Annotated in this window: 20 protein-coding genes; 12 read left to right on the top strand and 8 right to left on the bottom strand. The window is 63.0% G+C overall.

Annotation, left to right across the window (positions count from 1 at the left end; genetic code table 11):
* Positions 1-2,781: a [protein-PII] uridylyltransferase gene (locus WDB86_RS07495; RefSeq protein ID WP_406721640.1), complete on the bottom strand. Its 2,781-nt coding sequence runs from the start codon at positions 2,779-2,781 to the stop codon at positions 1-3.
* 125 nt (positions 2,782-2,906) lie between these two features.
* The gene (locus tag WDB86_RS07490; protein ID WP_339109099.1) at positions 2,907-4,088 is read right to left on the bottom strand and encodes a penicillin-binding protein activator; all 1,182 of its coding nucleotides are present in this window, start codon (positions 4,086-4,088) and stop codon (positions 2,907-2,909) included.
* 89 nt (positions 4,089-4,177) lie between these two features.
* On the opposite strand from WDB86_RS07490, the gene rsmI reads away from it, so the two are divergent.
* The 4 genes from rsmI (at position 4,178) to WDB86_RS07470 (ending at position 7,572) form a co-directional block, all read left to right on the top strand.
* Positions 4,178-5,077 carry a 16S rRNA (cytidine(1402)-2'-O)-methyltransferase gene (gene rsmI, locus WDB86_RS07485; protein WP_339109100.1) on the top strand — a complete coding sequence of 300 codons (900 nt, stop codon included), beginning with the start codon at positions 4,178-4,180 and terminating at the stop codon, positions 5,075-5,077.
* Entirely contained in the window at positions 5,074-5,511 is a 438-nt protein-coding gene (locus WDB86_RS07480) for a YraN family protein (RefSeq protein ID WP_406735607.1), read from the top strand. The genes rsmI and WDB86_RS07480 overlap by 4 nt, the downstream gene beginning before the upstream one ends.
* Before the next feature lie 157 nt (positions 5,512-5,668).
* Positions 5,669-6,613, top strand: a complete 945-nt coding sequence (gshB, locus tag WDB86_RS07475; RefSeq protein WP_406735606.1) for a glutathione synthase — start codon at positions 5,669-5,671, stop codon at positions 6,611-6,613.
* Between the two features lie 35 nt (positions 6,614-6,648).
* A complete protein-coding gene (locus WDB86_RS07470) occupies positions 6,649-7,572 on the top strand; it encodes an alpha/beta hydrolase (RefSeq protein ID WP_339109103.1) in 924 nt (307 codons plus the stop codon).
* Here WDB86_RS07470 and WDB86_RS07465 read toward each other — a convergent pair.
* Positions 7,523-9,052 carry a YifB family Mg chelatase-like AAA ATPase gene (locus WDB86_RS07465; protein WP_406735605.1) on the bottom strand — a complete coding sequence of 510 codons (1,530 nt, stop codon included), beginning with the start codon at positions 9,050-9,052 and terminating at the stop codon, positions 7,523-7,525. The two genes, WDB86_RS07470 and WDB86_RS07465, sit on opposite strands and share 50 nt — an antisense overlap.
* 314 nt (positions 9,053-9,366) lie before the next feature.
* Between WDB86_RS07465 and WDB86_RS07460 the strand changes: the two genes are divergently transcribed.
* From WDB86_RS07460 to WDB86_RS07440, 5 genes are all read left to right on the top strand, one after another.
* Positions 9,367-10,245 (top strand): RNA polymerase factor sigma-32, encoded by an 879-nt coding sequence (locus WDB86_RS07460; RefSeq protein ID WP_406721641.1) that lies wholly within the window; start codon positions 9,367-9,369, stop codon positions 10,243-10,245.
* A 184-nt stretch (positions 10,246-10,429) separates the two neighbouring features.
* Positions 10,430-11,635, top strand: a complete 1,206-nt coding sequence (coaBC, locus tag WDB86_RS07455) for a bifunctional phosphopantothenoylcysteine decarboxylase/phosphopantothenate--cysteine ligase CoaBC (protein WP_406735604.1) — start codon at positions 10,430-10,432, stop codon at positions 11,633-11,635.
* A complete protein-coding gene (gene dut / locus WDB86_RS07450) occupies positions 11,632-12,084 on the top strand; it encodes a dUTP diphosphatase (protein ID WP_339109106.1) in 453 nt (150 codons plus the stop codon). Before coaBC ends, dut begins: the two co-directional genes overlap by 4 nt.
* Complete coding sequence (locus tag WDB86_RS07445) at positions 12,085-12,855, top strand: HesA/MoeB/ThiF family protein (RefSeq protein ID WP_406735603.1); 771 nt, start codon at positions 12,085-12,087, stop codon at positions 12,853-12,855.
* A 57-nt stretch (positions 12,856-12,912) separates the two neighbouring features.
* Complete coding sequence (locus WDB86_RS07440) at positions 12,913-14,931, top strand: M3 family metallopeptidase (protein WP_406735602.1); 2,019 nt, start codon at positions 12,913-12,915, stop codon at positions 14,929-14,931.
* A gap of 44 nt (positions 14,932-14,975) precedes the next feature.
* Here the strand turns inward: WDB86_RS07440 and WDB86_RS07435 are convergent, their stop codons facing one another.
* Both WDB86_RS07435 and WDB86_RS07430 read right to left on the bottom strand, forming a co-directional pair.
* Entirely contained in the window at positions 14,976-15,866 is an 891-nt protein-coding gene (locus tag WDB86_RS07435) for a cation diffusion facilitator family transporter (protein ID WP_339109109.1), read from the bottom strand.
* 78 nt (positions 15,867-15,944) lie between these two features.
* Positions 15,945-16,412 (bottom strand): SH3 domain-containing protein, encoded by a 468-nt coding sequence (locus WDB86_RS07430; protein WP_339109475.1) that lies wholly within the window; start codon positions 16,410-16,412, stop codon positions 15,945-15,947.
* A 311-nt stretch (positions 16,413-16,723) separates the two neighbouring features.
* On the opposite strand from WDB86_RS07430, the gene WDB86_RS07425 reads away from it, so the two are divergent.
* Together WDB86_RS07425 and WDB86_RS07420 are read left to right on the top strand one after the other, a co-directional pair.
* Positions 16,724-17,710, top strand: coding sequence for a 2-hydroxyacid dehydrogenase (locus tag WDB86_RS07425; protein ID WP_406720312.1), 987 nt, complete (start codon positions 16,724-16,726; stop codon positions 17,708-17,710).
* A gap of 6 nt (positions 17,711-17,716) precedes the next feature.
* A complete protein-coding gene (locus tag WDB86_RS07420) occupies positions 17,717-19,177 on the top strand; it encodes a glycosyltransferase family 39 protein (protein WP_406735601.1) in 1,461 nt (486 codons plus the stop codon).
* Between the two features lie 102 nt (positions 19,178-19,279).
* Here the strand turns inward: WDB86_RS07420 and WDB86_RS07415 are convergent, their stop codons facing one another.
* A complete protein-coding gene (locus tag WDB86_RS07415; protein ID WP_406735600.1) occupies positions 19,280-20,347 on the bottom strand; it encodes a PRC-barrel domain-containing protein in 1,068 nt (355 codons plus the stop codon).
* A gap of 153 nt (positions 20,348-20,500) precedes the next feature.
* Positions 20,501-21,250 carry a hypothetical protein gene (locus tag WDB86_RS07410; RefSeq protein ID WP_406735599.1) on the bottom strand — a complete coding sequence of 250 codons (750 nt, stop codon included), beginning with the start codon at positions 21,248-21,250 and terminating at the stop codon, positions 20,501-20,503.
* 230 nt (positions 21,251-21,480) lie between these two features.
* Between WDB86_RS07410 and WDB86_RS07405 the strand changes: the two genes are divergently transcribed.
* A complete protein-coding gene (locus WDB86_RS07405) occupies positions 21,481-23,985 on the top strand; it encodes an FAD-dependent oxidoreductase (protein ID WP_406735598.1) in 2,505 nt (834 codons plus the stop codon).
* 33 nt (positions 23,986-24,018) lie between these two features.
* Here WDB86_RS07405 and WDB86_RS07400 read toward each other — a convergent pair whose 3' ends face one another.
* Positions 24,019-24,843: a GH25 family lysozyme gene (locus tag WDB86_RS07400; protein WP_339109115.1), complete on the bottom strand. Its 825-nt coding sequence runs from the start codon at positions 24,841-24,843 to the stop codon at positions 24,019-24,021.
* Positions 24,844-24,886: the final 43 nt, after the last annotated feature.

The following is a 24,886-nucleotide window of genomic DNA, read 5'->3' as shown; positions in this document are numbered from 1 at the left end:
TCAGTTATTCGCCCGCTTTGCACCGCTTTCGATGTAATCGCGCAGCCGTTGTTCCAGTTTCTGCCGCTTGCTCTCGGCATGGAGCTTATGGCCGAACATATCCTTCACATAGAAGGTATCGACCACCTGCGCCCCATAGGTCGCGATCTGCGCCGAGGCGATGTAGATATTGCTCGAGGCCAGGGCCCGCGTCAGGTCATAAAGCAGGCCGGGGCGGTCGCGGGTATCCACCTCGACGATGGTGTAAAGTTCCGAGCCGTCATTGTCGAACATGATATGGGTGGGGAAGCGGAACTCGCGCTCGCGTTTCTTGACCTTGTCACGGTCTTTCAGCGCATCGCGGGCCACGACCTCGCCCTTGAGCGTCTTGTCGATCATGTTGCGCAGGCGCGGCAGGCGCGAGGCCTCGAAGGGGTGGCCATCGGCATCCTGCAGCCAGAACACCGCCGTCGCATAGCCGTCTTTGGTGGTATAGGTGCGGGCATCCACCACATTGGCCCCCACCAGCGCGATCGCGCCCGACAGCCGCGCAAAAATGCCCGGATGATCCACCAGCGCGAAGGCCGCACGGGTGGCATCGTGATCGGCATCGACCTGCACATCGATGCGGATCTCGTCATCGGGCAGATCCTTGAGAAGATGTGCGAAGGCATATTGCGTCTGGGTGGACAGCCCCTGCCAGTAGGCGGGGGTATGGCGGGCCACCTCGGCGCGGCGCACCTTGGGTTCCCAGCCTTCGGCCTCCAGCCGGTCGCGCAGGGATTTGCGGGCATCCTGTTCGCGCTGGTCGCGGTTGATCGCCTCCAGCCCATGCTCCAGCGCCTCCGCTGTCTCGGCATGCAGGCGCCGGATCAAGGTGGCCTTCCAGTTGTTCCACACATTCGGCCCCACGCCACGGATGTCGCAGACCGTCAGCACCGTCAACAGGTCCAGCCGCTGGCGGGTCTTCACCACCTTGGCGAACTCCTTGATGGTGCGCGGGTCGGAAATGTCGCGTTTCTGGGCCATGTCGGACATGACCAGATGGTTGCGCACCAGCCACTCCACCGTTTCGCATTCGCTTTCCTTCAGGCCCAGACGCGGGGTGACGCTGCGCGAGATCTTGGCCCCCAGAATGGAATGGTCCTCGGGGCGGCCCTTGCCGATATCGTGCAAGAGAAGCGCCACATACATGACCTTGCGGTTGATGCCTTCTTTCAGGATTTCCGACGAAAGCGGCAATTCCTCGATCAGCTCGCCGCGCTCGATCTGTGCGAGCGCCGAGATCACCTGAATGGTATGCTCGTCAACCGTATAGCTGTGATACATGTTGAACTGCATCATCGCCACGATGGGCTCGAATTCGGGGATGAAGGCCCCCAGCACGTTCAGCTCGTTCATCCGGCGCAGGGCCCGTTCCGGATTGCCATGCTTGAGCAGCAGATCAAGGAAGATCCGCCGTGCCTCCCGGTTCCGGCGCAGCTTGTCATCGAACAGATGCAGGTTGGATTGCACGAGCCGCATCACGTCGGGATGGATCAGCAGGCCGGTGCGCAGCGCCTCTTCGAAGACCCGCAGCAGGTTGAGGGGGTCCGACAGGAAGGTGCTTTCATCGACCACATTGATCCGGCGGTTGTCGTCGATGAAGGGAGGCTTCAGGTGGCGTCGGCGGCGGAAGATGCGGGTCAGTTTGGGGGCGTGTTTGACATGCTGCGCTTCAAGCTTGGTCAGGAAGATCCGCGTTACATCGCCCACGATGGTGGCATGACGGAAATAGTCCTGCATGAAAATCTCGACGGCACGGCGTCCGGCGCTGTCTTTATACCCCATCCGGCTCGCCACCTCGACCTGCATATCGAAGGTCAGCTGGTCGGCGGCGCGGTTCGCGATCAGATGCAGGTGGCAGCGCACGGCCCAGAGATAATCCTCGGCGGTGCGGAAATTGCGGTATTCCTCTTCGGTGAAGGCCCCGAGCTTGACCAGCTCTGCGGCACGATTGACCGAATGCACGTATTTCGCGATCCAGTAGAGCGTCTGGAGATCGCGCAATCCGCCTTTGCCCTCTTTCACATTGGGCTCCAGAACATAGCGCTGCCCGCCCTGCCGCTGGTGGCGCTTGGCGCGCTCGTCGAGCTTTGCCTCGACAAATTCGGGGGCGGAATTGGCAAAGAGGTTCTTGCGAAGCTGGGTCGCCAGCTTGTCGGCCAGCGCCGCATCGCCACAGAGGAAACGCTGCTCCAGAAGCGCGGTGCGGATGGTGAAATCCTCGCGCCCCAGATGCAGGCAGTCCTCGATGGTGCGCGAGGCATGGCCGACCTTCAGCTTCAGGTCCCAGAGCATATAGAGCATGCTCTGGATCACGGCCTCGGTCCACGGGCTGAGCTTCTTGTCGCCCAGAAACAGCAGGTCGACATCGGAATGGGGGGCCATCTCGGCGCGGCCATAGCCGCCCACGCCCAGCACGGTAATGGTCTCCGGGGTCTTGGAGGTTTGCGGGTTGAGATAATCCGAGGCCACATGCACCACGGCCCGCACCATCCCATCGGTCATGCGCGCGTAATTCTCGACCGTGGCGCGGGCGATGCGCGGATGACCTGCCAGATCGGCCTCGATCCACAGCCGCGCCGCATCGCGGGCGGTGTTGAGGAACCGCACCGTTGCGGTGCTGATCTCTTTGGGGTCGGTGATGCCGTCCAGCACATGGTCAAGAGCGGGGATCAGCTCGTCGCTTTTCAAAAGCAGCGGGGCCTCGGCAGGCAGCGGGGTGATCAGCCTTTGTTCGGCAGCAGCGCTTTGGTCCATCATCAACTCCCTTATCCGCCGTCTTTGCCACGGCTTTAACAGGCAAGGGGCGGCCCGCAGATGCGTGGCCGCCCCTCTTTGCGTTATCCTGTGTTACCAGTTGGCTGGCACGCGGGAAAGAGTGATCAGAAGCCTGCACCCGAGAAGCTGCGCGGGGCCGGATCGATCACCTGCACCTGACCGTTATTGACCTGTGCCACGGCAAGGCCACGTTCGTTGGTGCCATCCGAGCGCAGACGGAAGATGCCGTTCACACCCACAAAGCCCGAGCGCTGGGTCAGCCCCGATTTCGACAGCGCATTCGGGTTGCCCGATTTCACGAGCGCGCCGATCGCCGCGATCCCGTCATAGGCCAGCCCTGCAATGGGCGAGGGAGCCTCGCCGAAGGCCGCCTGATAGCGCGCGCGGAACTGGGCGTTGAGGTTCGGGTCGGGCGTGGCGAACCAGCCGCCTTGCAGGCCCGGCAGTTGCAGCGTGGCTTGCGGCACATCCCAGCGGGTCAGGCCGATGAATTTCTTCTGCTGCGTATTCACGCCGCGTTCGGGCAGAAGCTGCGACAGAAGCGGCAGTGCGCCTGCGGTATCGGCGGTCATGAAGACAGCATCGACATCATCGGCTTTCGCACGGTCCGCGATCTGGCCTGCCGCGTTGATCACCCCCTGCTGCGAGAAGGGATAGGCCATATTGCCAGCCAGTTTCGCGCCAGAGCTGCTGATGGCGCTTTCAATGGCCTGCGCCCCTGCCTGACCGGCGGTGTTCTGTTCATGCACGACCAGAATGTTGCGTTTGCCATTGCGGGCGGCATAGCGCACCAGACGGTTGGCCGTGTTCTGGAAGGTCGGACCCAGCACGAAGACGTTGCCGCCTGCGATCGAGGTGTTGTTCGAGAAGGCCAGCACGTTCACATCGCGCGCGGCCACGGCATTGCCCACGGCATTGGCCGATTGTGCGAAGACCGGACCAAGGATGATTTTCGCGCCATCATCCACGGCTTTGCTGGCGACCTGTGCGGCCTGAGCGGCATTGGCACTGGTATTGTAGACGCGCAGATCGATCTTCACGCCATCGAGATCGGAGATCGCGAGATCGGCAGCCTGCTTGAGCGAGCGCGCCAGAGCCTCGTCACCGGAATTGCCCGAGCCGCCCGGAAGCAGTAGGGCGACAGGAACCGGTTTGGAGGTGTCGATTCGTTGGCCCGATCCGCTGCCAGTCATCGCGTTCGGGTCACAGGCGGCGACCCAGAACGCAGACATCACGGCTGCGAGACGGATCAATGGGTTGCGGCGCTTTCGTAAAATCGCGAACATACGTGGTCCTCTGATCATTCGGCAGGGATTGAATTAGGGCAGACCCTATGCGTTTCCATAGGGGAAGTAAACGTGACGGAAGGGGCGCAATGAGCGGTAATTGGCAGGCCGGAAAAACGGTGACGGTGGGCGCGAAGGCCGGACAGGGGGCGCTGGCACCGGGGCTGCATTTCATTGCAACCCCCATCGGGGCGGCGCGCGATATCACTTTGCGGGCCCTCGATATGCTGGCCACAGCCGATGTGCTGGTGGCCGAAGACACCCGTTCTTTGCGACATCTTATGGAAATTCATGGGGTTGCACTGGATCACCGGCCTCTGATCTCCTATCACGACCAGAATGGCGATCAGGCGCGTCCCAAGGTGATGCACCATCTGGGCGAAGGCCGCTCGGTGGTCTATGCCTCGGAAGCTGGCACGCCGCTTGTGGCCGATCCGGGCTATCAGTTGGGGCGTGCGGCGATTGATGCGGGCGTGCCGGTCCATACCGCCCCCGGTCCGTCGGCGGCACTGGCGGCGCTGACCGTTTCGGGGCTGCCATCGGACCGGTTCCTGTTTGCGGGCTTTCCGCCGCGGGCGTCCAAGGCCAAGCAGGACTGGTTCCGCACGATGGATAACGTTGCCGCGACGATGATCTTTTACGAAAGCCCGAAGCGGGTGAAGGACACTCTGGCCGATCTGGCGGCGGCCTATGGTGCGGATCGTCAGGTGGTGATCTGCCGTGAACTGACCAAGCGGTTCGAGGAGGCTCTGCGCGGCAGCGTGGCCGAATTGCAGGCGCAGCTTGAGGACCGCGAGATCAAGGGCGAGATCGTTATTCTGGTGGATCGGGCGGGCAAGCGCGAGGCCGCCCCCGAAGATATCGAGACCGCGCTGCGCAAGCTTCTGCCGCATATGAGCGTCAAGGACGCCTCTGCCGAGGTCGCGCAGCTTCTGGGGCTGAAGCGCCGCGAGGTCTATCAGATCGCGCTGGGGCTTGAGGATCTATGAGCGAGGACCCCGAAGCGGCACGTCGCAAGGCGCGCGGGCTTCGGGCGCATCTTGCCGGTGCGGTGGCCGAGGCCCAGGTGGCGCGGCACTATGCGGCGCAGGGCTTTGTCTGCCGTGAGACACGCTGGCGGGGTGCCTATGGCGAGATCGATCTGGTTCTGGAAGGTCCGCTGCCGGAGGGCGGGGGCTGCGGTGGCGCGTCGGACGGGGCCTGTCTTGTCTTTGTCGAGGTGAAGCGGGCGCGCAGTTTTGCGGATGCCGCACCCCGCCTCGGGGCGGCGCAGACCCGCCGTATCGGGCGCGCGGCACTGGATTATGTGGCCCGCCACCCCGAGTGCCAGCAGAAGCGGCTGCGCTTTGATCTGGCGCTGGTGGATGGCACGGGCGAAATCCGGCTGGTGGCCGACGCTTTCCGTTTCGATGGCTGGCTGTAGTTTGCGGCCATAAATCCCCGGGCACAGGCGGGCACCGCTGTTACAAAGGGGCTTGCAGGAAGATTCTGTGGAAAACTGAACAGACCATGCGGAGAACAGCACGATTGCATGTGCTTTTGGTTTCGGTGCACTAAGTCAGCAACGAAAGGGGGCGCCCATGGCCTTGAAAGTTGCAATTCAGATGGATCCGATTGGTCCGATCAATATCGATGCAGACAGCACCTTCCGCATTGCCGAGGAAGCCCAAGCCCGTGGGCACACGCTGTTCTATTATACGCCCGACCAGCTAAGCTACCGGGAAGGCGCGATTTATGCGCGGGGCTGGCCGCTGACCGTGCAGCGCGAAAAGGGCAACCATTTCACTTTGGGCGAGAAACAGGATGTCGATCTGTCCACATTCGATGTGGTCTGGCTGCGGCAGGACCCGCCGTTCGATATGGGCTATATCACCACCACCCACCTGCTGGATCGCATCCATCCGAAAACCCTTGTGGTCAACGACCCCTTCTGGGTGCGCAATTCGCCGGAAAAACTGCTGGTGCTGAATTTCCCCGATCTGACGCCCCCCACCATGATCGCCCGCGATCTGGAGACCCTGCGCGAGTTCAAGCACAAACATGGCGATATCATTCTCAAGCCGCTTTACGGGAATGGCGGCGCGGGGGTGTTCCGTCTGGACCCGAATGACCGCAATCTGGCCTCGCTGCACGAGCTGTTCTCGGGCATCAACCGCGAGCCGCTGATCGCGCAGAAATTCCTGCCCGCCGTGTCCAAAGGTGACAAGCGGATCATTCTGGTCGATGGCGAGCCCGTGGGGGCGATCAACCGTGTGCCTGCCGAGGGCGAGACGCGGTCCAACATGCATGTCGGCGGGCGTCCGGAAAAGGTCGAGCTGACCGAGCGGGATCGCGAGATCTGCGCGCGTATCGGCCCGCATCTGCGCGAGAAGGGCCAGATTTTTGTGGGGATCGATGTGATCGGTGACTGGCTGACCGAAATCAACGTGACCTCGCCCACCGGCATTCAGGAGCTTGAGCGGTTTGACGGGGTCAATATCGCCGCCAAGATCTGGCAGGCCATCGAAGCACGGCGCGCGGGCTGACGCGCCATCACCTTCCATCACGGGGAAGCCGGCGAATGAGCGCGCGTGTGCAGCTTTTCAATCTATTTCTGCGCCATTTGGTCAAACGCCGGTTTCGCAAGATTACAGGGCCGCAAGAGGCCCGCGCCGCCCTCGAGGCGGGCACCCATCGTCTGCCGATCCCGCCCGCGCTTCTGGTGCTGCGCCGCGATCTGGGGCAGGTGGCGGCGTTGTCGGTGCGGGCGGGGGCGATCACCGATTACGATCATGTCGTGCTGTATCTGCATGGCGGGGCCTATCTGGCGGGGTCGGCATGGCATTACCGCGGGCTGGCCGGAGAGATCTCGCGGCATCTGGGCTGCGAGGTGGTATTGCCCGAATACCGTCTGGCCCCCGACCATCCCCTGCCTGCGGCACCGGAAGATGCGCTGGCGGCATGGGACGGGTTGCTGGCCAAAGGCTTTCGCCCCGACCGTATCGCGATTGTGGGGGATAGCGCGGGCGGGGGGCTGGCGCTTGTGCTGCTGGCGGCGCTTTGTGCGCGTGGCACGCCGCCCGGCGCGACCTGTGTGATGTCGCCCTGGACCGATCTGACGGGGCAGGGCGCGTCCATGCGCGACAATGCCGAGGCCGACCCGATCCTGCCGCCAGAGCAGTTTGGCACGCTGGTTGACTGTCTTCTGGCGGGGATGGATCCGGAAGATCCGCAGGTCTCGCCGCTTTATTCGCGCTTCGAGGGGGCAGGGCCGGTGCTGATCCAGCACTCCCTGACCGAAATCCTGTGCGATGACAGTCTGCGCATGGCGGACCGTCTGCGCGGTTTCGGGGTGGAGGTGACAGTGCAGAGCTGGCCCGATACGCCGCATGTCTGGCAGATGTTCGCCCGCTACCTGCCCGAGGCGGAAGAGGCGATCGAGGACCTGTCGCGCTTCATTCGCCGCGCATGGTCTGCGGCCCCCCGAACAACAGCCGGTAACTGATGGCCTCGGACAGATGCGCCTTGCGGATAGGCTCTATGCCCTCCAGATCGGCGATCGTGCGGGCCACGCGCAGGATGCGGTGATAGCCCCGCGCCGAAAGCCGCAGGCGCTGCGCGGCCTTTTCCAGCAGGGCGGCCCCTTCGGCATCGGGGCGGGCCACCGTGTCCAGCAAGACGCCGCTGACATCGGCATTGGCGCGGATCTCGGGACAGGCGGCATAGCGCGCAGCCTGTGCCTGACGGGCCTGCGTCACGCGTGCCAGAACGCGGGCGCTTGGTTCGCCGGCGGGGCGGGCGGCAAGCTCTGTATAGGCCACAGGGGGCACCTCGATGCGCAGGTCGAACCTGTCCAGCAGCGGCCCCGACAGTTTCCCCAGATAATCGGCACCACAATCGGGCGCACGGGCACAGGCGCGGGCGGGGTCGCCCAGATGGCCGCAGCGGCACGGGTTGGCCGCCGCCACCGCCAGAAAACGGCTGGGATAGGTGAGATGCGCATTGGCACGCGCAACGCTGACCTCGCCGGTTTCCATCGGCTGGCGCAGGGTCTCCAGCACATCGCGCTGGAATTCGGGCAGTTCGTCCAGAAACAGCACCCCGTTATGCGCAAGGCTCATCTCTCCCGGTGCGGCCCCGCGCCCGCCCCCCGTAAGAGCCGCTTTCGAGGCCGTATGATGTGGCGCACGATAGGGGGCCGCGCGCGACAGCCCGCCCTCGGGCAACTGCCCCGCCACCGACTGGATGACCGAGGTCTCGAGCGCCTCTGCCGGTGTCAGCGGGGGCATGATGCCGGGCAGGCAGCGCGCCAGCATGGATTTGCCCGCGCCCGGTGGCCCGACCATCAGCAGGTGATGGCGACCGGCGGCGGCGATTTCCAACGCGCGGCGGGCGCGTTCCTGCCCTTTCACGTCTGTCAGATCATAGCGCGGGGCGTCGGTTTGCGCATTGGCAGGGACGGCTGGCACCAGCGGCGCAGCCCCCGACAGATGACGCACCATCGCATCCAGATGCGCGGCGGCAAAGACCAGATCCTTTCCCGCCCAAGCTGCCTCCGAGGCGCAGGCGGCGGGGCATAGAAGCACGCGGTCATGGGCGGCCGCAGTCATGGCACTGGGCAATGCGCCGGGCACCGCGACCAGCCGCCCGTCCAGAGACAGCTCGCCAATCGCCACCACCTGCGCCGCCTCCTCCTTGGGGATAATCCCCATTGCCGCCAGTAACGCCAGCGCAATGGGCAGGTCGTAATGCGCTCCGGTTTTGGGGAGATCCGCCGGTGCCAGATTGACAGTGATCCGTTCCAGCGGCAGCGCGATGGCCAAAGCCCCCAGCGCGGCCCGAATGCGTTCGCGCGCTTCGCTGACGGCCTTGTCCGGCAGGCCGACAATGGAAAAGCCCGGCAATCCTGGCGAAAGGGCGCATTGGATCTCGACTGGCAGAGCCTCCACGCCTTCGAAGGCTGTGGTGTAAATCGTTGCAACCATAAGATGCCCCTTGGCGGATGGAGATATACCGAGTGTAAAGACAATCGACTTTCGCGCAATGGTTGCGTTACGCGCCGGAAGACGCCGATGCAGAGGATTTTTCCTGCTGGCAAGGCTTGACCCGCAGGAATGTGTCTAGAGGTCTGACGTTAAAAGGAAAATTGCCGTCGTTTTGGAAAGAACGGCGTGATTTTCCCGAAAAGGTTAAAAATCTTTTCCAGTTTCACGGAACCGTTTCGCTGCCAGTGCATTGTCAGATCATGAAACGGATTTGAATGCGGGCGCCAGTCTCGCTCAGGATCGGGAGATAGATGATGGCACTCGATGGTATGACCGATGAAACCCTGCCGCGCCGCGCGATGAAGGCCGAGTTTCTGGATGCGGAGACCGAGCTGGAATTGGCGAAAGCATGGCGCGAGAGCCGTGACGAGGTGGCCCTTCATCGTCTGATCAATGCCTATATGCGTCTGGCGATCTCGATGGCAGCCAAGTTCCGTCGCTACGGGGCCCCGATGAACGATCTGATCCAGGAGGCCAGCCTTGGTCTGATGAAAGCCGCCGAGAAGTTCGACCCCGAACGTGGTGTGCGGTTCTCGACCTATGCCGTGTGGTGGATCAAGGCCTCGATCCAGGAATTCGTGATGCGCAACTGGTCGATGGTGCGCACCGGCTCGACCTCCTCGCAAAAAGCCTTGTTCTTCAATATGCGCCGCGTGCAGGCGCAGATCGAACGCGAGGTCGAGGCCGAGGGCGGCAAAATCGATGCAGCCAGCCTGCGCAAGCGCGTGGCCGAGGAAATCGGCGTGCCGCTGGCCGATGTCGAGATGATGGAAGGTCGTCTTTCGGGCAGTGACTTCTCGTTGAACGCCACGCAATCCTCCGAGGATGAGGGGCGCGAATGGGTCGACACGCTGGAAGATGAAAACGCCGATACCGAGGGCAGCGTTTCCGCCAATCAGGACGGTATCACGCTGCGGGCGTGGCTGGGCGAGGCGATGGGCCGCCTGACCGAGCGCGAGCGTTACATCATCCGCGAGCGCCGTCTGATCGAGGATCCCCGCACGCTTGAAAGCCTTGGCCAGGAGCTGGGTCTGTCGAAAGAGCGCATTCGCCAGCTTGAAGCGCAGGCCTTTGGCAAAATGCGCAAAAGTCTCGAGATGCACGGGACCGAGGTGCAGAGCTATTTTGCCTGACCGTCCGGATTTCTCCGTCGTAATCAGTGACTCCCTTTTACGTTCTCCCTGTTGAACTTGGCCCGGCGCTTGCGTCGGGCTTTTCTTTGGCGGGAGAGTTCGTGAATGGCGTGGCATCTGCGGGTGCTTGCACGGCTGGGGCAGGTGGCTTAGATCTGAAGGCCGTTTTCTGCGGAGAAAGATCATGCTGAACGGCAAACGCATTGCTTTGATCATCGGTGGCGGCATCGCGGCCTTCAAAGTGCCCGAGATGATCCGCACCCTGCGCGCCGAGGGCTGTGCGGTGACGCCGATCGTCACTAAGGCGGGCGCCGAATTCGTGACGCCGCTGACGCTGTCGGTGGTGGCCGGAGAGCCCGCGCATGAAGATCTCTTCGATGTCTCGCGCGAGGCCGAGATCGGCCATATCCAGATGTCGCGCAATGCCGATCTCTTGGTCGTGGTGCCTGCCACCGCCGATCTGATGGCGAAGATGGCGCAGGGGCTGGCCAATGATCTGGCCTCGACGCTGCTTCTGGCGACCGACAAGCCCGTGCTGATCGCGCCCGCGATGAATGTGCGCATGTGGGACCATCCCGCGACGCAGCGCAATATCCGGCAGCTTCAGGCCGATGGGGTGCGCTTTGTTGGGCCGGTCGAAGGGCCGATGGCCTGTGGAGAATTCGGAGAGGGGCGCATGAGCGACCCCGCCGAGATTATCGCCGCGATCCGTGCCGCGCTAACCGAGGGGCCGCTTTCGGGCCGCCATATCGTGGTGACCTCGGGGCCGACGCATGAGCCGATTGATCCGGTGCGCTATATCGCCAATCGCTCCTCTGGCGCGCAGGGCACGGCTTTGGCCTGTGCTTTGCGTGACTTGGGCGCGCAGATCACCTTTGTCACGGGGCCTGCCTCGGTGCCGCCGCCCGCGGGCGTGAAGGTGGTACGGGTGGAGACCGCGCGGCAGATGCAGCTGGCCGTGCAAGAGGCGCTGCCTGCCGATGTGGCGGTCTGTGCCGCAGCTGTGGCCGATTGGCATGTGCTCAATGCCGGTCAGCAGAAGATGAAGAAGGACGGCACGGGCCGCGCGCCCGCGCTCGAATTCGGTGAGAACCCCGATATTCTGGCGCAGGTCTCGCAGATGCCCAAGGGGCGGCCCGCCTTGGTGGTGGGCTTTGCAGCCGAGACGGAAAAGGTTATGGAGCACGCGACCGCCAAGCGGGCGCGCAAGGGCTGCGACTGGATCGTGGCCAATGATGTCAGCCCCGCAACCGGTATCATGGGCGGCTCCGAAAACGCCGTGACGATTATTGATGCGCAGGGTCCCGAGACCTGGCCGCGCCTTGCCAAGGAAGAGGTCGCCCGCCGTCTGGCGCAGCGCATCGCTTCCGCTTTGACGACGAAGGAATGACGATGGAAATCCGCTTCAAACGCGCCGAGGGCAATCTGGACCTGCCCCTGCCCAGCTATGCGACCGCCGGTGCGGCCGGTATGGACCTGCGCGCCTTTCTGCCCGACGGGCCGATCACCTTCGAGCCCGGGCAGTTCGAATTTATCTCGACGGGTTTCCATGTGGAGCTGCCCGCAGGGACCGAGATGCAGATCCGTCCGCGTTCGGGTCTGGCGCTGAAGCATGGGTTCATCATCCCCAATAGCCCCGGCACGGTGGATGAGGACTATCGCGGCGTGGTGCAGATCGGGCTGATGCTGCTGGGCAAGGTGCCGTTCCGTATCTCGCATGGCGACCGGATTGCACAGGCGGTGATCGCGCAGGTGCATCGCTTTGACGTGACCGAGGTCGAGACCCTGTCCGATACCGCGCGCGGTGCGGGGGGCTTTGGCTCGACGGGTATCGGCTGAATGGCGGCCTTCTCCGACCGCGAGCTGGAACGCTACATGCGCCATATCCTTCTGCGGGAGGTGGGCGGCACGGGCCAGCGGCGGTTGAAGGAGGCGCATGTGATTGTGGTGGGCGCAGGCGGGCTTGGCGTGCCTGTGCTGATGTATCTGGCCGCCGCAGGGGTGGGCCGGATCACGGTGGTCGATGATGACCTTGTGTCGCGCTCGAACCTGCAGCGGCAGGTGATCTATACCGAAGCCGATATCGGTCAGCCCAAAGTGGCAGTGGCGGCCCGCTGGCTTAGGGCGCAAAACCCCGATGTCGAGATTGTGCCAATCAATGCCCGTCTGACGGCGGAAATGGCCGCTGATATGTTCGAAAACTGTCAGCTGGTGATTGACGGGTGCGATAATTTCCCGACCCGCTATATGGTCAATCAGGCCTGTGTCACGGCCTGCGTGCCGCTTTTGTCAGGCGCGATCACGCAATGGGAGGGGCAGTTGTCGCTTTATGATCCGGCCCGGGGTGCGCCGTGCTTTGCCTGTGTCTTCCCCGAACCGCCCGCCGAAGGGCTTGCGCCCAGCTGTGCCGAGGCGGGCGTCATTGGCGCTTTGCCCGGCGTCGTGGGCGCGCAAATGGCCGCCGAGGCGATCAAGGAGATCACGGGGGCGGGCCAAAGCCTGCGCGGATCCTTGCAGATGGTCGATATCCTCTGGGGTGAAAATCGCCGCATCAAACTGACCCGTGCTCCCGATTGCGCGATCTGCGGGGGAAAACCTCACGGCATTTGATGCAGCCCCTTTCCATAGCCGGACCAAGCGCCTAGCTTCCTTGGAAAGGAGATCTGCATGACAAATCCGCTTCTGTCCGAATGGACCGGCCCGTTTTCCCTGCCACCTTTTGCGCAGATGGAGGATGACCAGTTCGGCCCTGCCATCGAGACCGGCCTGACCGTTGCCCGCGCCAATATCGCCGCCATTGCCGCCAACCCCGAGCCGCCGACCTTTGCCAATGTGATTGAGGCGCTGGAAGAGGCCGAAGAGCTGCTCAACCGCGTGGCGGGGCTGTTCTACACCGTCTCGGGCGCCGATAGCACGCCCGCGCGTGAGGCGCTGATGCGCGAGCTGGCGCCCAAGATGTCGGCCTTTTCGTCGGAAATCATCATGAACGAAACGCTCTACCAGCGGATCGCCGTGCTGTGGCGCGCGCGGGAGACGCTGGGTCTGAGCGCCGAACAGGACCGGATGCTGGAGCTCTATCACCGCATGTTCATCCGTGCCGGTGCCGCGCTGACAGGGGCCGAGGCCGAGCGGATGGCCGAGATCAAATCGCGTCTGGCGGTGCTTTACACCCAGTTCTCGCAGAACCTTCTGGCGGATGAGCGCGCGTGGTCGCATCCTTTGACCGAAGAGGATCTGGCGGGGCTGCCGGCTTCGCTGGCCTCTGCGGCGCGGGCCGCAGGCAAGGACCGCGAGGAAGAGGGCCCCGTGCTGACGCTGTCGCGTTCACTTGTGGTGCCTTTCCTGCAGTTTTCCGACAATCGGGATTTGCGCCGGATTGCCTATGAGGCTTGGACCGCGCGGGGTGCCAATGGCAATGAGACCGACAATACCGCGCTGCTGGACGAGATCCTTGCCTTGCGCGAAGAACGCGCCAAGCTTTTGGGCTATGACAGTTTCGCGGCCTATAAGCTGGAAACCGAGATGGCGGGCAGCCCCGAGAAGGTGCGCGACCTTCTGATGGGTGTTTGGGGGCCTGCCAAGTCTGCGGCCGAGGCCGATGCCGAGGTGCTGACCGAGATGCTGCATCGCGATGGCACCAATGGTCCGCTAGAACCTTGGGACTGGCGCTACTATTCCGAAAAGCGCCGTGTGGCGGAATTCGACTTCGATGAAGAGGCGCTAAAGCCCTATTTCTCGCTGGATGCGATGATTGGCGCGGCCTTTGATGTGGCCAACCGTTTGTTTGGGCTGGAATTCACTCCGATGGAGGGGCCTTTTTACCACGAGGATGTGCGCGGTTGGGAGGTCACCCGTAAGGGCCAGCATATCGCGGTCTTCCTGGGCGATTACCATGCACGCGGGTCCAAACGCTCGGGCGCTTGGTGTACGGCGATGCGCTCGCAGAAGAAGCTGGGCGGGGATACGCGCCCGATCGTGATGAATGTCTGCAACTTCGCCAAGGGCGATCCCACGCTTCTTAGCCATGATGACGCGCGGACCCTGTTCCATGAATTCGGCCATGCGCTGCATCAGATGTTGTCGGATGTGACCTATGAATTCATCTCGGGCACCTCGGTCGCGCGGGACTTCGTCGAACTGCCGAGCCAGCTTTACGAGCACTGGCTGGATGTGCCGGAGGTGCTGCAAAAACACGCTCGCCACTATAAGACGGGCGAGGCCATCCCGCAGGAGCTGCAGGACAAGCTGAAGGCAGCGGCCACCTATGATCAGGGCTTCTCGACGGTGGAATATCTGGCCTCGGCGCTGGTCGATCTGGACTTCCACGAGGGGGCGGCCCCCAAAGATGCGCTGGCCCGTCAGGCGCAAGTGCTGAAGGATATCGGCATGCCCCATGCGATCCGCATGCGCCATGCGGCGCCGCATTTCGGGCATGTCTTCTCGGGTGATGGCTATAGCGCAGGCTATTACAGCTATATGTGGTCCGAGGTCATGGATGCCGATGCCTTCGAGGCCTTCGAGGAAGCAGGCGGCCCCTTTGATCCGGCGATGGCCGAAAAGCTGGAAGACTGGATTCTGTCGAAAGGGGGCTCGCAAGAGGCCGAGACGCTCTACAAGGGCTTCCGTGGCCGGATGCCGGGGGTCGAGGCTCTGCTGAAGGGCCGCGGTCTGCTGGATAAGGTCTGACCCCAAGGGGCGCCATATAGGTGGGCGGGCTTGCGGGCCTGCCCCTATTTGCCAGAGCGCCAGACATCCTTATGGATGATGACATCCGCATTGGGATAGGTGTCGATGATCTTGTGCTTGAGGCGGGCCGCAATCTCATGCGCGTCCTCCAGCGTCTGCTCCCCATCCAGTTCGACATGCAGCTGCACGAACATCGTGGCCCCCGCAGTGCGGGTTTTCAGGTCGTGGAACGCGCGCACGCCCGGATGGGTGCTGGCGATATGGCGGATGTTCTTGACGATCTCGGGGGCAACAGCCCCGTCCATCAGGGCGTTCCAGCCGCCGGTGCCAATGGTCCACGCGCCTTTGAGCATCACCAGCGCCGCCAGCAGCGCCACCACCGCATCGACCTTGTGCCAGCCAAGCGATTTTGACGCCCAGAGCGCGAAAACCGCTCCAAGGGCGGGGATCATATCGCCCACATAATGCAGCCGGTCTGCTGCCACGACCTTATTGCCGGTGCTCTTGGCCACACGCCCCTGCCACCAGACCAGAACAAGCGTGAGAAGGACCGAGAAGATCATGATGGCGATGCCGGTGCCCTCGGCCTCCAGCTTGTAGCTGGCCGCGGGCATCAACAAGCGTTCGACGGCTGTCCAGATGATGATGCCGGAAGAGGCCGCCACAAAAAGCGCCTGCCCCAACGAGACGAGATCTTCGGCAGAGCCGTGGCCGAAGGCATGGTCATGATCGGCGGGTTTGGCGGCGTAGAGGATGGTGATCAGGCCCAGAACCGAGATCAGCAGGTCCATCGCGCTATCGGCCAGAGAGGCCCCGATAGACACTGCCCCTGTCTGCCATAGCGCCCATGCCTTCAGCCCCACCAGCACCATCGCCACGGCCACCGAGGCCAGCCCCGCAGAGCTGTTAAGTTTCACGCTTTCAGAATCATACATGGGGCAGGCCCTCTTTTGGCCGATCAGCTATCTCCCTGCGCGGCAGACCTAGCCCAACCTGACAGACCGGTAAAGGCGCTAGTCGCGAATTTCGTCGGGATCGACGCCCCAGATTTCGGTTTTGCGCACCCAGCCTTCCGCGCCTTCCGCACGGATCTCGCACCAGTCATGGGTGCATTTGCCCAGATGCAGGATGGCACCGGATTCCGCGCGCGCGGTGATGGCGGCATTGTCATCGGGCTTCGCATGCAAAAGCGCCATATCCTCTTGGATGACCACGGTGCGGACCCCTGAGATCAGCGCATAATGGACCCAGCCCCCCGCGCCGTCACGGTCTTCGATCCGCCGCCAGTTGCCGTATTCGGCGGTGATCTTCAGCGGCATGCCCCGATGTTTGAAGACCCAGTCGATCCGGTGCGACAGGGAGGGGCCTCGGCGCACATTGCCGGTCGAGGTCTTCAGCGAGACATAGCGCGGAATGGGCAGGTTGGTGGCCGAACCGAGTTTGGTCTTGCCCGCATCGGCCCCTTCAGGCGCCAGATCCATCTCGGGGGTAGGGCCGTTATCCTCCTCGGACAAAAGCGCGCTTTCCTCCGGTGATTCCTGCGCATGGGAATAATGCCCGTAGACGAAGGTCAGGAAGCTGGCCGAAAGGATCGTCAGGAAGATCGCGCGCAAGGTTGCCCGTTTCGTAATCATGTGCTTGCTACCCATAGGTTAATGAGATCATCGCGCAACATAATTGCGATGATATAGCTGTTTTTGCCATTTTCTGCCTCGGCGGGTCTTGTATCTTTGACCCTTGAGGCGCAGTTTGCCTGTAAGGACGGAGAGTTGGAAGAGGGGGAGAGCAGACCATGCCGATCCAACGACTGAGTGTTGTTGTCACGCGACGGTTGCCCGAGGTTGTCGAGACCCGGATGAAAGAACTGTTTGATGTCGAGCTGCGCGATACGGATGCGCCGATGACGCGCGACGAACTTGTGGCCGCGATGAAGCGTGCCGATGTTCTGGTGCCGACCCTGACTGACAAGATCGACGCCAATATGCTGGCGCAGGCGGGCGACACCTTGAAACTGATCGCGAATTTCGGGGCAGGGGTGGATCATATCGATGTCGCCACCGCCCGTCAGCGCGGTATTCTGGTGTCCAATACGCCCGGTGTGGTGACCGACGATACGGCGGATATGACGATGGCGCTGATTCTGGCGGTCACGCGGCGGATCCCCGAAGGTCTTGCGGTGATGCAGTCGGGCCGCTGGGAGGGCTGGTCGCCCACCGCCTATCTGGGCGGTCGAATCGGCGGCAAGCGTCTGGGCATTCTGGGCATGGGCCGGATCGGGCAGGCGGTGGCGCGGCGGGCGCGTGCCTTCGGCATGCAGATCCATTATCACAACCGCCGCCGTCTGCGTCCCGAGATCGAGGGGGCGCTGGAGGCGACCTATTGGGAAAGCCTCGACCAGATGGTCAGCCGCGTCGATGTGATCTCGGTCAACTGTCCGCATACGCCTTCGACCTTCCATCTGCTGAATGCGCGCCGTCTCAAGCTGTTGAAGCCCTCGGCGGTGGTGGTGAATACCTCGCGGGGCGAGGTGATCGACGAAAACGCCCTGACGCGGATGTTGCGCGCGGGCGAGATTGCCGGTGCCGGTCTTGATGTCTTCGAAGGGCGCTCCGAGATCAACCCACGCCTGCGTGAGCTGCCCAATGTCGTGCTTCTGCCGCATATGGGGTCTTCGACGATTGAAGGCCGCGTCGAGATGGGGGAAAAGGTGTTGATCAACATCAAGACCTTTGCCGACGGGCACCGCCCGCCGGATCAGGTTCTGCCCTCAATGCTGTGAGCCTTCATGACCCGATTTCTTCAAAACGAGCGCGCAGTTTATCTCGCGCTCGTTCTGTATTTTACACTTGGTTTTCTGGTGCGGCTCTTTTGCGGGCCGGGGCTGGAACTGGACGAGGCCGAGATGGTGCTGCGCGCGCAGGATCTGGCGCTTGGCTACGGGCCGCAGTTTCCGGTCTATAACTGGTATCAGAGCCTTGTCTTCGACCTGTTCGGCCTGTCGGTCGCCTCGATTGCGGCAGCCAAATTCGCCTTGCTGGCACTGGCGGCCTGTCTGGCGGTGGCGGGGCTCCGGCGGCTGACCGGTGATCGGGCGGCAGGCGCCGTGGCGGGGCTGTCACTTGCGCTTCTGCCCGATCTGATGTGGGAGGCGCAACGCAGCCTGACACATTCGGTTGCGGTGATCGCTGCAACCACCGCGCTTATCTGGGCCTATGCCGCCGTGCTCGACCGTGGGCGCTGGCGCGATTACGGCGTGCTGGGCGTGGTCTTCGGGCTGGCCTGTCTTTCAAAGGCCAATATCTATCTGATGATCGTACCTGCCATTCTGGTGCTGTTGGTTTTGCGGCCCGCGCGGGCGGGGTTCCGGCCTTTGCGTATCGGGCGGCTGGCACTGGCGGCAGGTATCGCCGCCTGTATCGAGGGGCTGCCGCTTTGGTGGATGGTCAGCCATCCGGCCGCGGCGACGGCCTCGGGTGGCAAGTTCTATCGTGGCGACGAGTCTGCGGTTCTGGCGGTGTTGGGGGGCGAGCTGGGTGCGGTGATCCTGTGCCTGCTGTTCTGGGCTGCGATGGCCATTTTCCTGCGCCGCAGGCCAAAGGGGCTGCAGAGCGCCCGACTGGATATGGTCATTCGGGCGCTGTTTGGCCTGTGGGGTCTGGCGGCGCTGCTTATTCTGGGGGCGGCGCTGGGGATCGGGATCACCCGTCTCAGCCCGCGCTGGCTTCTGCCCCTGTCGATCTGCTTCACGATAGCGGTCGCGCTTTGGGCCTATCGCAGGGCGCCCGAGGTGGCGGGGCGGGCAATGGGCTGGACTGCGCTGGCGCTTGGTCTGGTGGTGCTGGCCGGTCTGGGCGTGACGCGCGGCCTGATGCCGTCGCGGCTGAATGCCGATGCCCCCGAGCTGGCCGCGCGGGTCGGCGCGATGGCCGATCGCGCGCAGGCGGAAGTGATCACGGGAGATAGCTGGCTGCTGGGGATGGTCGGTCTGCGCGATCAACGGGTGCGCGATGATGCCCTGCAGACCTGCCCGCACCATCCGCTGCGTCTGGTGACGGTCGAACGTGATTTTGGGGATACGGTGCCAAGCCGTGCCGCACTTCCCTCCGATGGTGTGGCCTGTCAGGCGCGATTGGTATCGCAACAACGTTTCGTGCTGCCCTCTGTGGCCCGCTGGGCACAGGAGGCGGATGGTGCGCCGGTGCGGTTGTCCGTCTGGGACTATGCGCCGGCTGTCACGCAGCCCTGAGGCCTACGCCGGTCCGGCCCAAGATGCGCGCCCTCAGGGCGCATATGGGAAAGGCCCGGAGCTGTCTCCGGGCCTTCGTTTTGTCGTGAGAGGCGGGTGGGGTCAGCCGGTATATTCGGGCATCTGCTCCAGCTCGTCCTGCGTGGCGGCCACGTGGATCGACAGGCCTTTCTCGCCCTTGGTGACTTCCATCTGGTCCGGCGTCAGCGCAACGGATTTCGCGCCCAGACCGAGGAAGCCGCCGACATTGACGATGACTTTGGTCACGCCCTGACCCGCATCGGTCACCACATCGCTGACCTTGCCGATGGTTTCGTCATTGGGGCCGTAAACCGGCTGCCCGTTCAGATCCTGCGCCGTTATCTGCGTCCAGTCGGTGATCGGGGTGCCATCGGGATTGGCCGGCGTATCCGCTGCGGATTTCATATCCGCTTTGGTATGATCGGCGGCCTGCGACATGTCATCGCCTGCCTTTTCCATCGCAGAGCCGGCCTGGGCGGTCTTATCCTTGGTCCAGTCGGCCGCCTCGCTTGCTGCGCCCGAAACGGCGGCACCGGCAGCGGCGGCCTTATCCTTTGTCCAACCGGCGGCCGAATGTGCGGCATCCGCGACATCATTGCCCGCAGCTTTCATGCTGCTGCCGGTCGTGGCGGCGGCATGGTCCATCCTGTCCATCGCGGGATCATAGGCCGGAGCCGTCTCAAGCGCGCCCTTGTCGCCTTGCATGACCAGACGGTATTCGTCGGCATTATCGCCATTGGGCACAATCTGCAGGGCATCCAGATTGACCGCCACGGTTTTCTCGCCAATACCGAGGAAGCCGCCCACATCAATCAGCACAGCCTCGACATCGCCCCGCATGCCGATCACGACATCGCTGACCTCGCCAATGTCATCCATGTCGCTCTGTGCGGTGATATCGGTGGTCTTTTCGGCTGTCGCGTAGACACGTTTACCGATGAAATCCGACGCCATGACGGCATCCGGCACCGAGGCAAAGAATGTTTTACCCGCAGTCTCGGCGCTGGCCCCCGCACTGGCCTTGCCCGCACTGGCCTGGCCCCCACTGGCCTTGGGGGCCATATCGGTGCCTGCGGTCGCGTTGGATTGTGCCATGACCGGCAGGGCGGCCATAACGGTGATTGCGGTGGTTGCAAGAAGCTTTTTCATATGTCTTCTCCCTCTTCATTCTCGGAGGCCGGAACAGGTTCGCCTCGCTGTGTGAAGAGGGAAACCCCGACCTCCCCTTTTCGGGTCCATCGGGATGGGTCACAAAAAATTCAGTGATATTGGGGGCTTGAGAGGGAACCCGCCGATGGGGTTCTAAAGCTGCATGCGCAACTGGCTGGACACCAACCCCTGCGCATCGAAGACTTGCGTCCCGCCACGCGCCATTGACGAGAACGCATCGGCAAAGATCGGGCTGAGCGCTTCGTAAAGCTTGGCGGCCTGCGTCTGGCTGAGGCGGTTGGACGCGGTGTGGCTTTGTGCGGCAGGCAGGAAGCTTTCGGCGGTCTGGCGCAGCCGCTCGATAAGGTTTTCCTGTCGTGTGGCCACAATGCGGGCCTGCGCGTAGGCACGGGCGCGGCTTTCGTTTCCGGTGCCATAGCCCATCTGGGCAAAGACCGCGCTGGCTTGATCCTGAAGGTCGGCATCCAGCGGCACGGTAACGGCATTCTCCGCGATGCTGCGGCTCAGGCCAAGGCCGAGCCCCGTCGCGGGCAGGATGTCCGCACCGGGGGGCTGCGGCTGGGCGGTGGCAGAGGGGGGCGTGGGCAGGGCAGGGGCGCTTTTGGGATATGTCGCGCTGTCTTGCGGCGGGATGGCGGTCTCGCCGCGCAGGGCGGATTCGACGACAAGCCCGATCTGGGTCGTTTCCGTCGGTGCGGCGCTTTGCGGCGCCATCGTGCCCGCGCTGGTCATGCCCTGTGTCGCTGTCGCCTGAGACGATGCGGAAACCGCGCTGCTTGGTTGGGCTGTGCCCGCTTGCTGCGCGGAGGGGCTGTTCTGCTGGCTGAGCCAGAGCTTGAAGAAATAACTCAGCAGTCCGGAGAGATAGCTCGACAGGGACATTGGGGGCTCAATGGTTAAGAGGCTACTAACGAATTGTGATAAGTTTGATATAACCTCTCCCTACCTTCCGCGCGACAGATTCATGAACCATTGGTAAACGCGATCCGTGCCATATATCGCCGCCCGCGACAGGGCGCCGTGTCGTTTTTTGCCGCCAAAGGTCGGGCGCGGCGCTCCGAAGATTTGGGCTTCTGCCAGAAATGGGTGAAAGGCCAACAGGAGATGCCCCCATGAAAACCCATGTCAAAGCTTTGGTCGTCGGTGGCGGCGCCGTCGGCTGTTCGATCGCCTACCACCTTGCCAAGGCGGGCTGGAAGGATGTGATGCTTGTCGAACGTGACGAGCTGACCGCAGGCTCTACCTGGCACGCGGCGGGCCTCTTGCCGCTGTTCAACATGGGCTATGCGACGACCCATATCCACAAATACTCGGTGGATTTCTACAAGACGCTGGAGGCCGAGACCGGTCTGAACGCGGGCTTCTCGATCTGTGGCAACCTGCGTATGGCGCAGACCCAAGAGCGGATGGACGAATATCTGCTGTATAGCTCGATCGCTGAAACGGCCGATGTCTACCACGAGTTCCTGACCCCCAAAGAGATGAAGGATCGTTGGCCGCTGCTGAACACCGACGACCTGATCGGCGCGCTCTTCCACCCGCAGGACGGCTATATCAACCCCGCCGATGTGACCCAGGCCATGGCCAAGGGCGCGCGCCAGCGCGGCGTCGAGATCGTGCGCAAGCTGCAGGTCAATGCCTATAAGTGGACCGGTTCGGAATGGATCGTGACGCTTGAGAAGATGGTCGATAAGGGCGGTAACCTTGTGGGCTCGGGCGAGATGATCGACATCCATGCCGAGCATGTCGTCACCGCTACCGGCAACCACGCACAGCGCACCGCGCAGCTTCTGGGCATCAAGATCCCCGCGATTCCGGTGGAACACCAGTTCATCGTGACCGAACCCGATCCGGCGCTGGTGGCCTATCGCGAGGCCGGTAATCCCGAGCACCCCGTTCTCCGCGATTCCGACAGCAAGTGGTATGTGCGTGAAGAACGCGGCGGCTGGATCCTTGGCCCCTATGAGCGTGGCGCACCGGCCTGCTTCCGCCATGGCGTGCCGGATAGCTTCCGTGCCGATCTCTTCCCGCTGGATCTAGAGCGGATCGAGGAAGAATATATGTCGATGATCCACCGGATCCCGACCACCGAGACCGCTGGCCTGAAAGACGATTTCAACGGCCCGATCTGCTATACCCCCGATGGCAACCCGCTGGTGGGTCCGGCGCCGGGCCTGCGCAATATGTGGCTGGCCGAGGGCTTCAGCTTCGGGATCACCGCCGCAGGTGGCACCGGCTATTATCTGGCGCAGATGATGGTGGAAGGGGAGGCCGAGATCGACATGGCCTCGCTGGATCCCAAACGTTATGGCCAGTGGATGACGAATGAATGGGCGGTGAAGAAGAACGAGGAATGCTACGAGCATGTCTTCATCCTGCACCACCCCGATGAGGAGCGCGAGGCGGCCCGTCCGCTGCGCACCGCGCCGAACTATGACGCCCAGATCGCGGAAGGCGCGCAAATGGGTCAGGTCAATGGCTGGGAACGCCCGAACTATTACGGTCCGAAAGACGCGCCCTCGAATTTCGATCATGAGGCGCGGTCCTTCCGCCGTGGTGGCTGGTGGCAATATGCCAAGGAAGAAGCCGAGGCGATCCGCAATACGGCTGGTCTGATCGACGCCTCCGCCTTCACCAAACATCTGGTGCGTGGCCCCGGTGCGACCGCTTTCCTTGACATGTTCACCTGCAACAAGCTGCCGAAAGTGGGCCGGATCAACCTGACCTATGCGCTGACCCCCGCAGGCACGACCCGCACCGAATATACCATCGTGCGTCTAGCCGAGGAGGAATATTACCTGATCTCCGCCGGTGCATGGACGGATTACGACGCCGACTACCTCAAGAAATCGGCCGAGGATTTCCGCGCAGCGGGCGGTGATTACCTCGACATCCACGACATCACCACGCAATGGGGTGTCTTCGCGCTGGCAGGGCCCAATGCCCGCGCCATCCTCAACGAGCTTGTCGTGGATGCCGAGCCTGAAACCGTGCTGTCGAACAAGCGCTTCCCGTGGCTGTCGATGCGCAATATCGAGCTGGGCATGTGCCCCGTGCGTGCGGTCCGCGTGGCCTATACCGGCGAATTGGGTTGGGAGCTGCACTTCCCCATCGAATTCTCGCGTTACCTGTGGAAGGCGCTCAACGAGGCTGGTGCCAAGCACGGCATGAAGCTGGTCGGTGCGCGCGCCCAGAACTGGCTGCGTCAGGAGAAATCCTACCGCGCCTTCGGCAACGAACTGGGCCGCGATGCCACCCCGCTGGAAGCCGGTCTGAACCGCTTTGTCGATCTGGAGAAAGACTTCACCGGCAAGCAGGCGATGCTCGACAAGGGGATCCGCGCGATGTGTGTCACCCTGCTGATCGACGGGCCGGAGGATGCCGATACCTGGGGCCGTGAGGCGATCAAGCTGGATGGCGAGAAAGTCGGGCGTCTGACCTCGGGCGGCTATTCGGTGGCCTTCGGCAAGCAGATCGGCATGGGCTATGTGCGCCCCGATCTGGCCGAGCCAGGCACCAAGCTGACCGTGCGTATCTTGGGGCAGGACTATCCGGCGGAAGTCACCGTCGACAGCCCGCATGACCCTGAAAACGTGCGTATCCGCATGAATGGCTAAGGAAAAGGCCGCCCCTCGGGGCGGCCTTTCACATCAGGGTTGCTGGCGGGCGGTGTACCAGTTGGCCCAGCCGGTGGGAGACCCTGCGAATGCGTTCAGGTCCACCGTGCCGCCGATGCCCGGCACAATGCCGGTGCCGGTATATTGCCAGAAGGTCCAGCGCACGCCCGGATAGCGGTCACGCGGGTGATCGGCGACCGAGCGCAGCCAGAAATCATAATTGCCCAGCCGCTCCAGATCATTGTCATGCCAGAAATCGACCGTGGTATAGATCACCGGACGGGTGCCGTAATGGGCGGTCACGATATCGAGGAACGTGCGCATTTCGGCACGCACGGTTTCGGGATTGGGGAAGCGGCGGCAGGTCTTCGACTGATGGTTCCACTCGATATCCAGAACGGGGGGCAGATCGCCCGAAACCCGTTTGACGCGGCTGATATACCAGCGCGCCTGCTCTTGCGGGGTGCGGCAGAAATAATAGAAGTGATAGGCCCCGACGGCCACGCCTGCCGAGCGGGCGGATTTGGCGTTCAGCCCGTAACCCGGATCGATATAATCGCCGCCCTCGGTGGCCTTGAGCCATGCGAACCGGATGCCCGAGCTGCGGGCACGCCGCCAGTCGACCAGCCCCTGATAGCGCGCCGCATCAATCCCGTGGACCGAATAGCTGGCAGGCGCGAGATCGTCCCACGGATGGGGGGAACGGTCGCCGAATTGTAACGGAATGCCGGGCGCTGTGTAATCGGCGGGGTTGAGCGGGCTCGGGTTGACAAGTTTGCCCACCATCGGGCCGCTGCCACAGCTTGCAAGAGAAAGAGCGAGGCCAAGCGTGGCCACCAGCTTTCGGATCGAGGTCATGACCATCTCCATAAGGGATGGGGCCAAAATCTCGTATTTTTGT

Origin of the sequence: Thioclava sp. GXIMD4215 (assembly GCF_045291555.1) — a bacterium.
GTDB lineage: Bacteria > Pseudomonadota > Alphaproteobacteria > Rhodobacterales > Rhodobacteraceae > Thioclava > Thioclava litoralis.
Note: the sequence above shows the minus strand (reverse complement) of the source record. Positions and strands in the feature narration are given on the sequence as shown.

Bases quoted from the DNA above. Each gene is read 5' to 3' on its own strand.
- WDB86_RS07405 (WP_406735598.1), top strand. From the start codon at position 21,481: ATGAAAACCCATGTCAAAGCTTTGGTCGTCGGTGGCGGCGCCGTCGGC.
- WDB86_RS07430 (WP_339109475.1), bottom strand. From the start codon at position 16,412: ATGGATCTGGCGCCTGAAGGGGCCGATGCGGGCAAGACCAAACTCGGT.
- coaBC (WP_406735604.1), top strand. From the start codon at position 10,430: ATGCTGAACGGCAAACGCATTGCTTTGATCATCGGTGGCGGCATCGCG.
- WDB86_RS07435 (WP_339109109.1), bottom strand. From the start codon at position 15,866: ATGTATGATTCTGAAAGCGTGAAACTTAACAGCTCTGCGGGGCTGGCC.
- WDB86_RS07465 (WP_406735605.1), bottom strand. From the start codon at position 9,052: ATGGTTGCAACGATTTACACCACAGCCTTCGAAGGCGTGGAGGCTCTG.
- WDB86_RS07460 (WP_406721641.1), top strand. From the start codon at position 9,367: ATGGCACTCGATGGTATGACCGATGAAACCCTGCCGCGCCGCGCGATG.
- rsmI (WP_339109100.1), top strand. From the start codon at position 4,178: ATGAGCGGTAATTGGCAGGCCGGAAAAACGGTGACGGTGGGCGCGAAG.
- WDB86_RS07410 (WP_406735599.1), bottom strand. From the start codon at position 21,250: ATGTCCCTGTCGAGCTATCTCTCCGGACTGCTGAGTTATTTCTTCAAG.
- WDB86_RS07490 (WP_339109099.1), bottom strand. From the start codon at position 4,088: ATGTTCGCGATTTTACGAAAGCGCCGCAACCCATTGATCCGTCTCGCA.
- WDB86_RS07400 (WP_339109115.1), bottom strand. From the start codon at position 24,843: ATGACCTCGATCCGAAAGCTGGTGGCCACGCTTGGCCTCGCTCTTTCT.
- WDB86_RS07470 (WP_339109103.1), top strand. From the start codon at position 6,649: ATGAGCGCGCGTGTGCAGCTTTTCAATCTATTTCTGCGCCATTTGGTC.
- WDB86_RS07495 (WP_406721640.1), bottom strand. From the start codon at position 2,781: ATGGACCAAAGCGCTGCTGCCGAACAAAGGCTGATCACCCCGCTGCCT.
- WDB86_RS07420 (WP_406735601.1), top strand. From the start codon at position 17,717: ATGACCCGATTTCTTCAAAACGAGCGCGCAGTTTATCTCGCGCTCGTT.
- WDB86_RS07480 (WP_406735607.1), top strand. From the start codon at position 5,074: ATGAGCGAGGACCCCGAAGCGGCACGTCGCAAGGCGCGCGGGCTTCGG.
- WDB86_RS07425 (WP_406720312.1), top strand. From the start codon at position 16,724: ATGCCGATCCAACGACTGAGTGTTGTTGTCACGCGACGGTTGCCCGAG.
- WDB86_RS07440 (WP_406735602.1), top strand. From the start codon at position 12,913: ATGACAAATCCGCTTCTGTCCGAATGGACCGGCCCGTTTTCCCTGCCA.
- WDB86_RS07415 (WP_406735600.1), bottom strand. From the start codon at position 20,347: ATGAAAAAGCTTCTTGCAACCACCGCAATCACCGTTATGGCCGCCCTG.
- WDB86_RS07445 (WP_406735603.1), top strand. From the start codon at position 12,085: ATGGCGGCCTTCTCCGACCGCGAGCTGGAACGCTACATGCGCCATATC.
- dut (WP_339109106.1), top strand. From the start codon at position 11,632: ATGACGATGGAAATCCGCTTCAAACGCGCCGAGGGCAATCTGGACCTG.
- gshB (WP_406735606.1), top strand. From the start codon at position 5,669: ATGGCCTTGAAAGTTGCAATTCAGATGGATCCGATTGGTCCGATCAAT.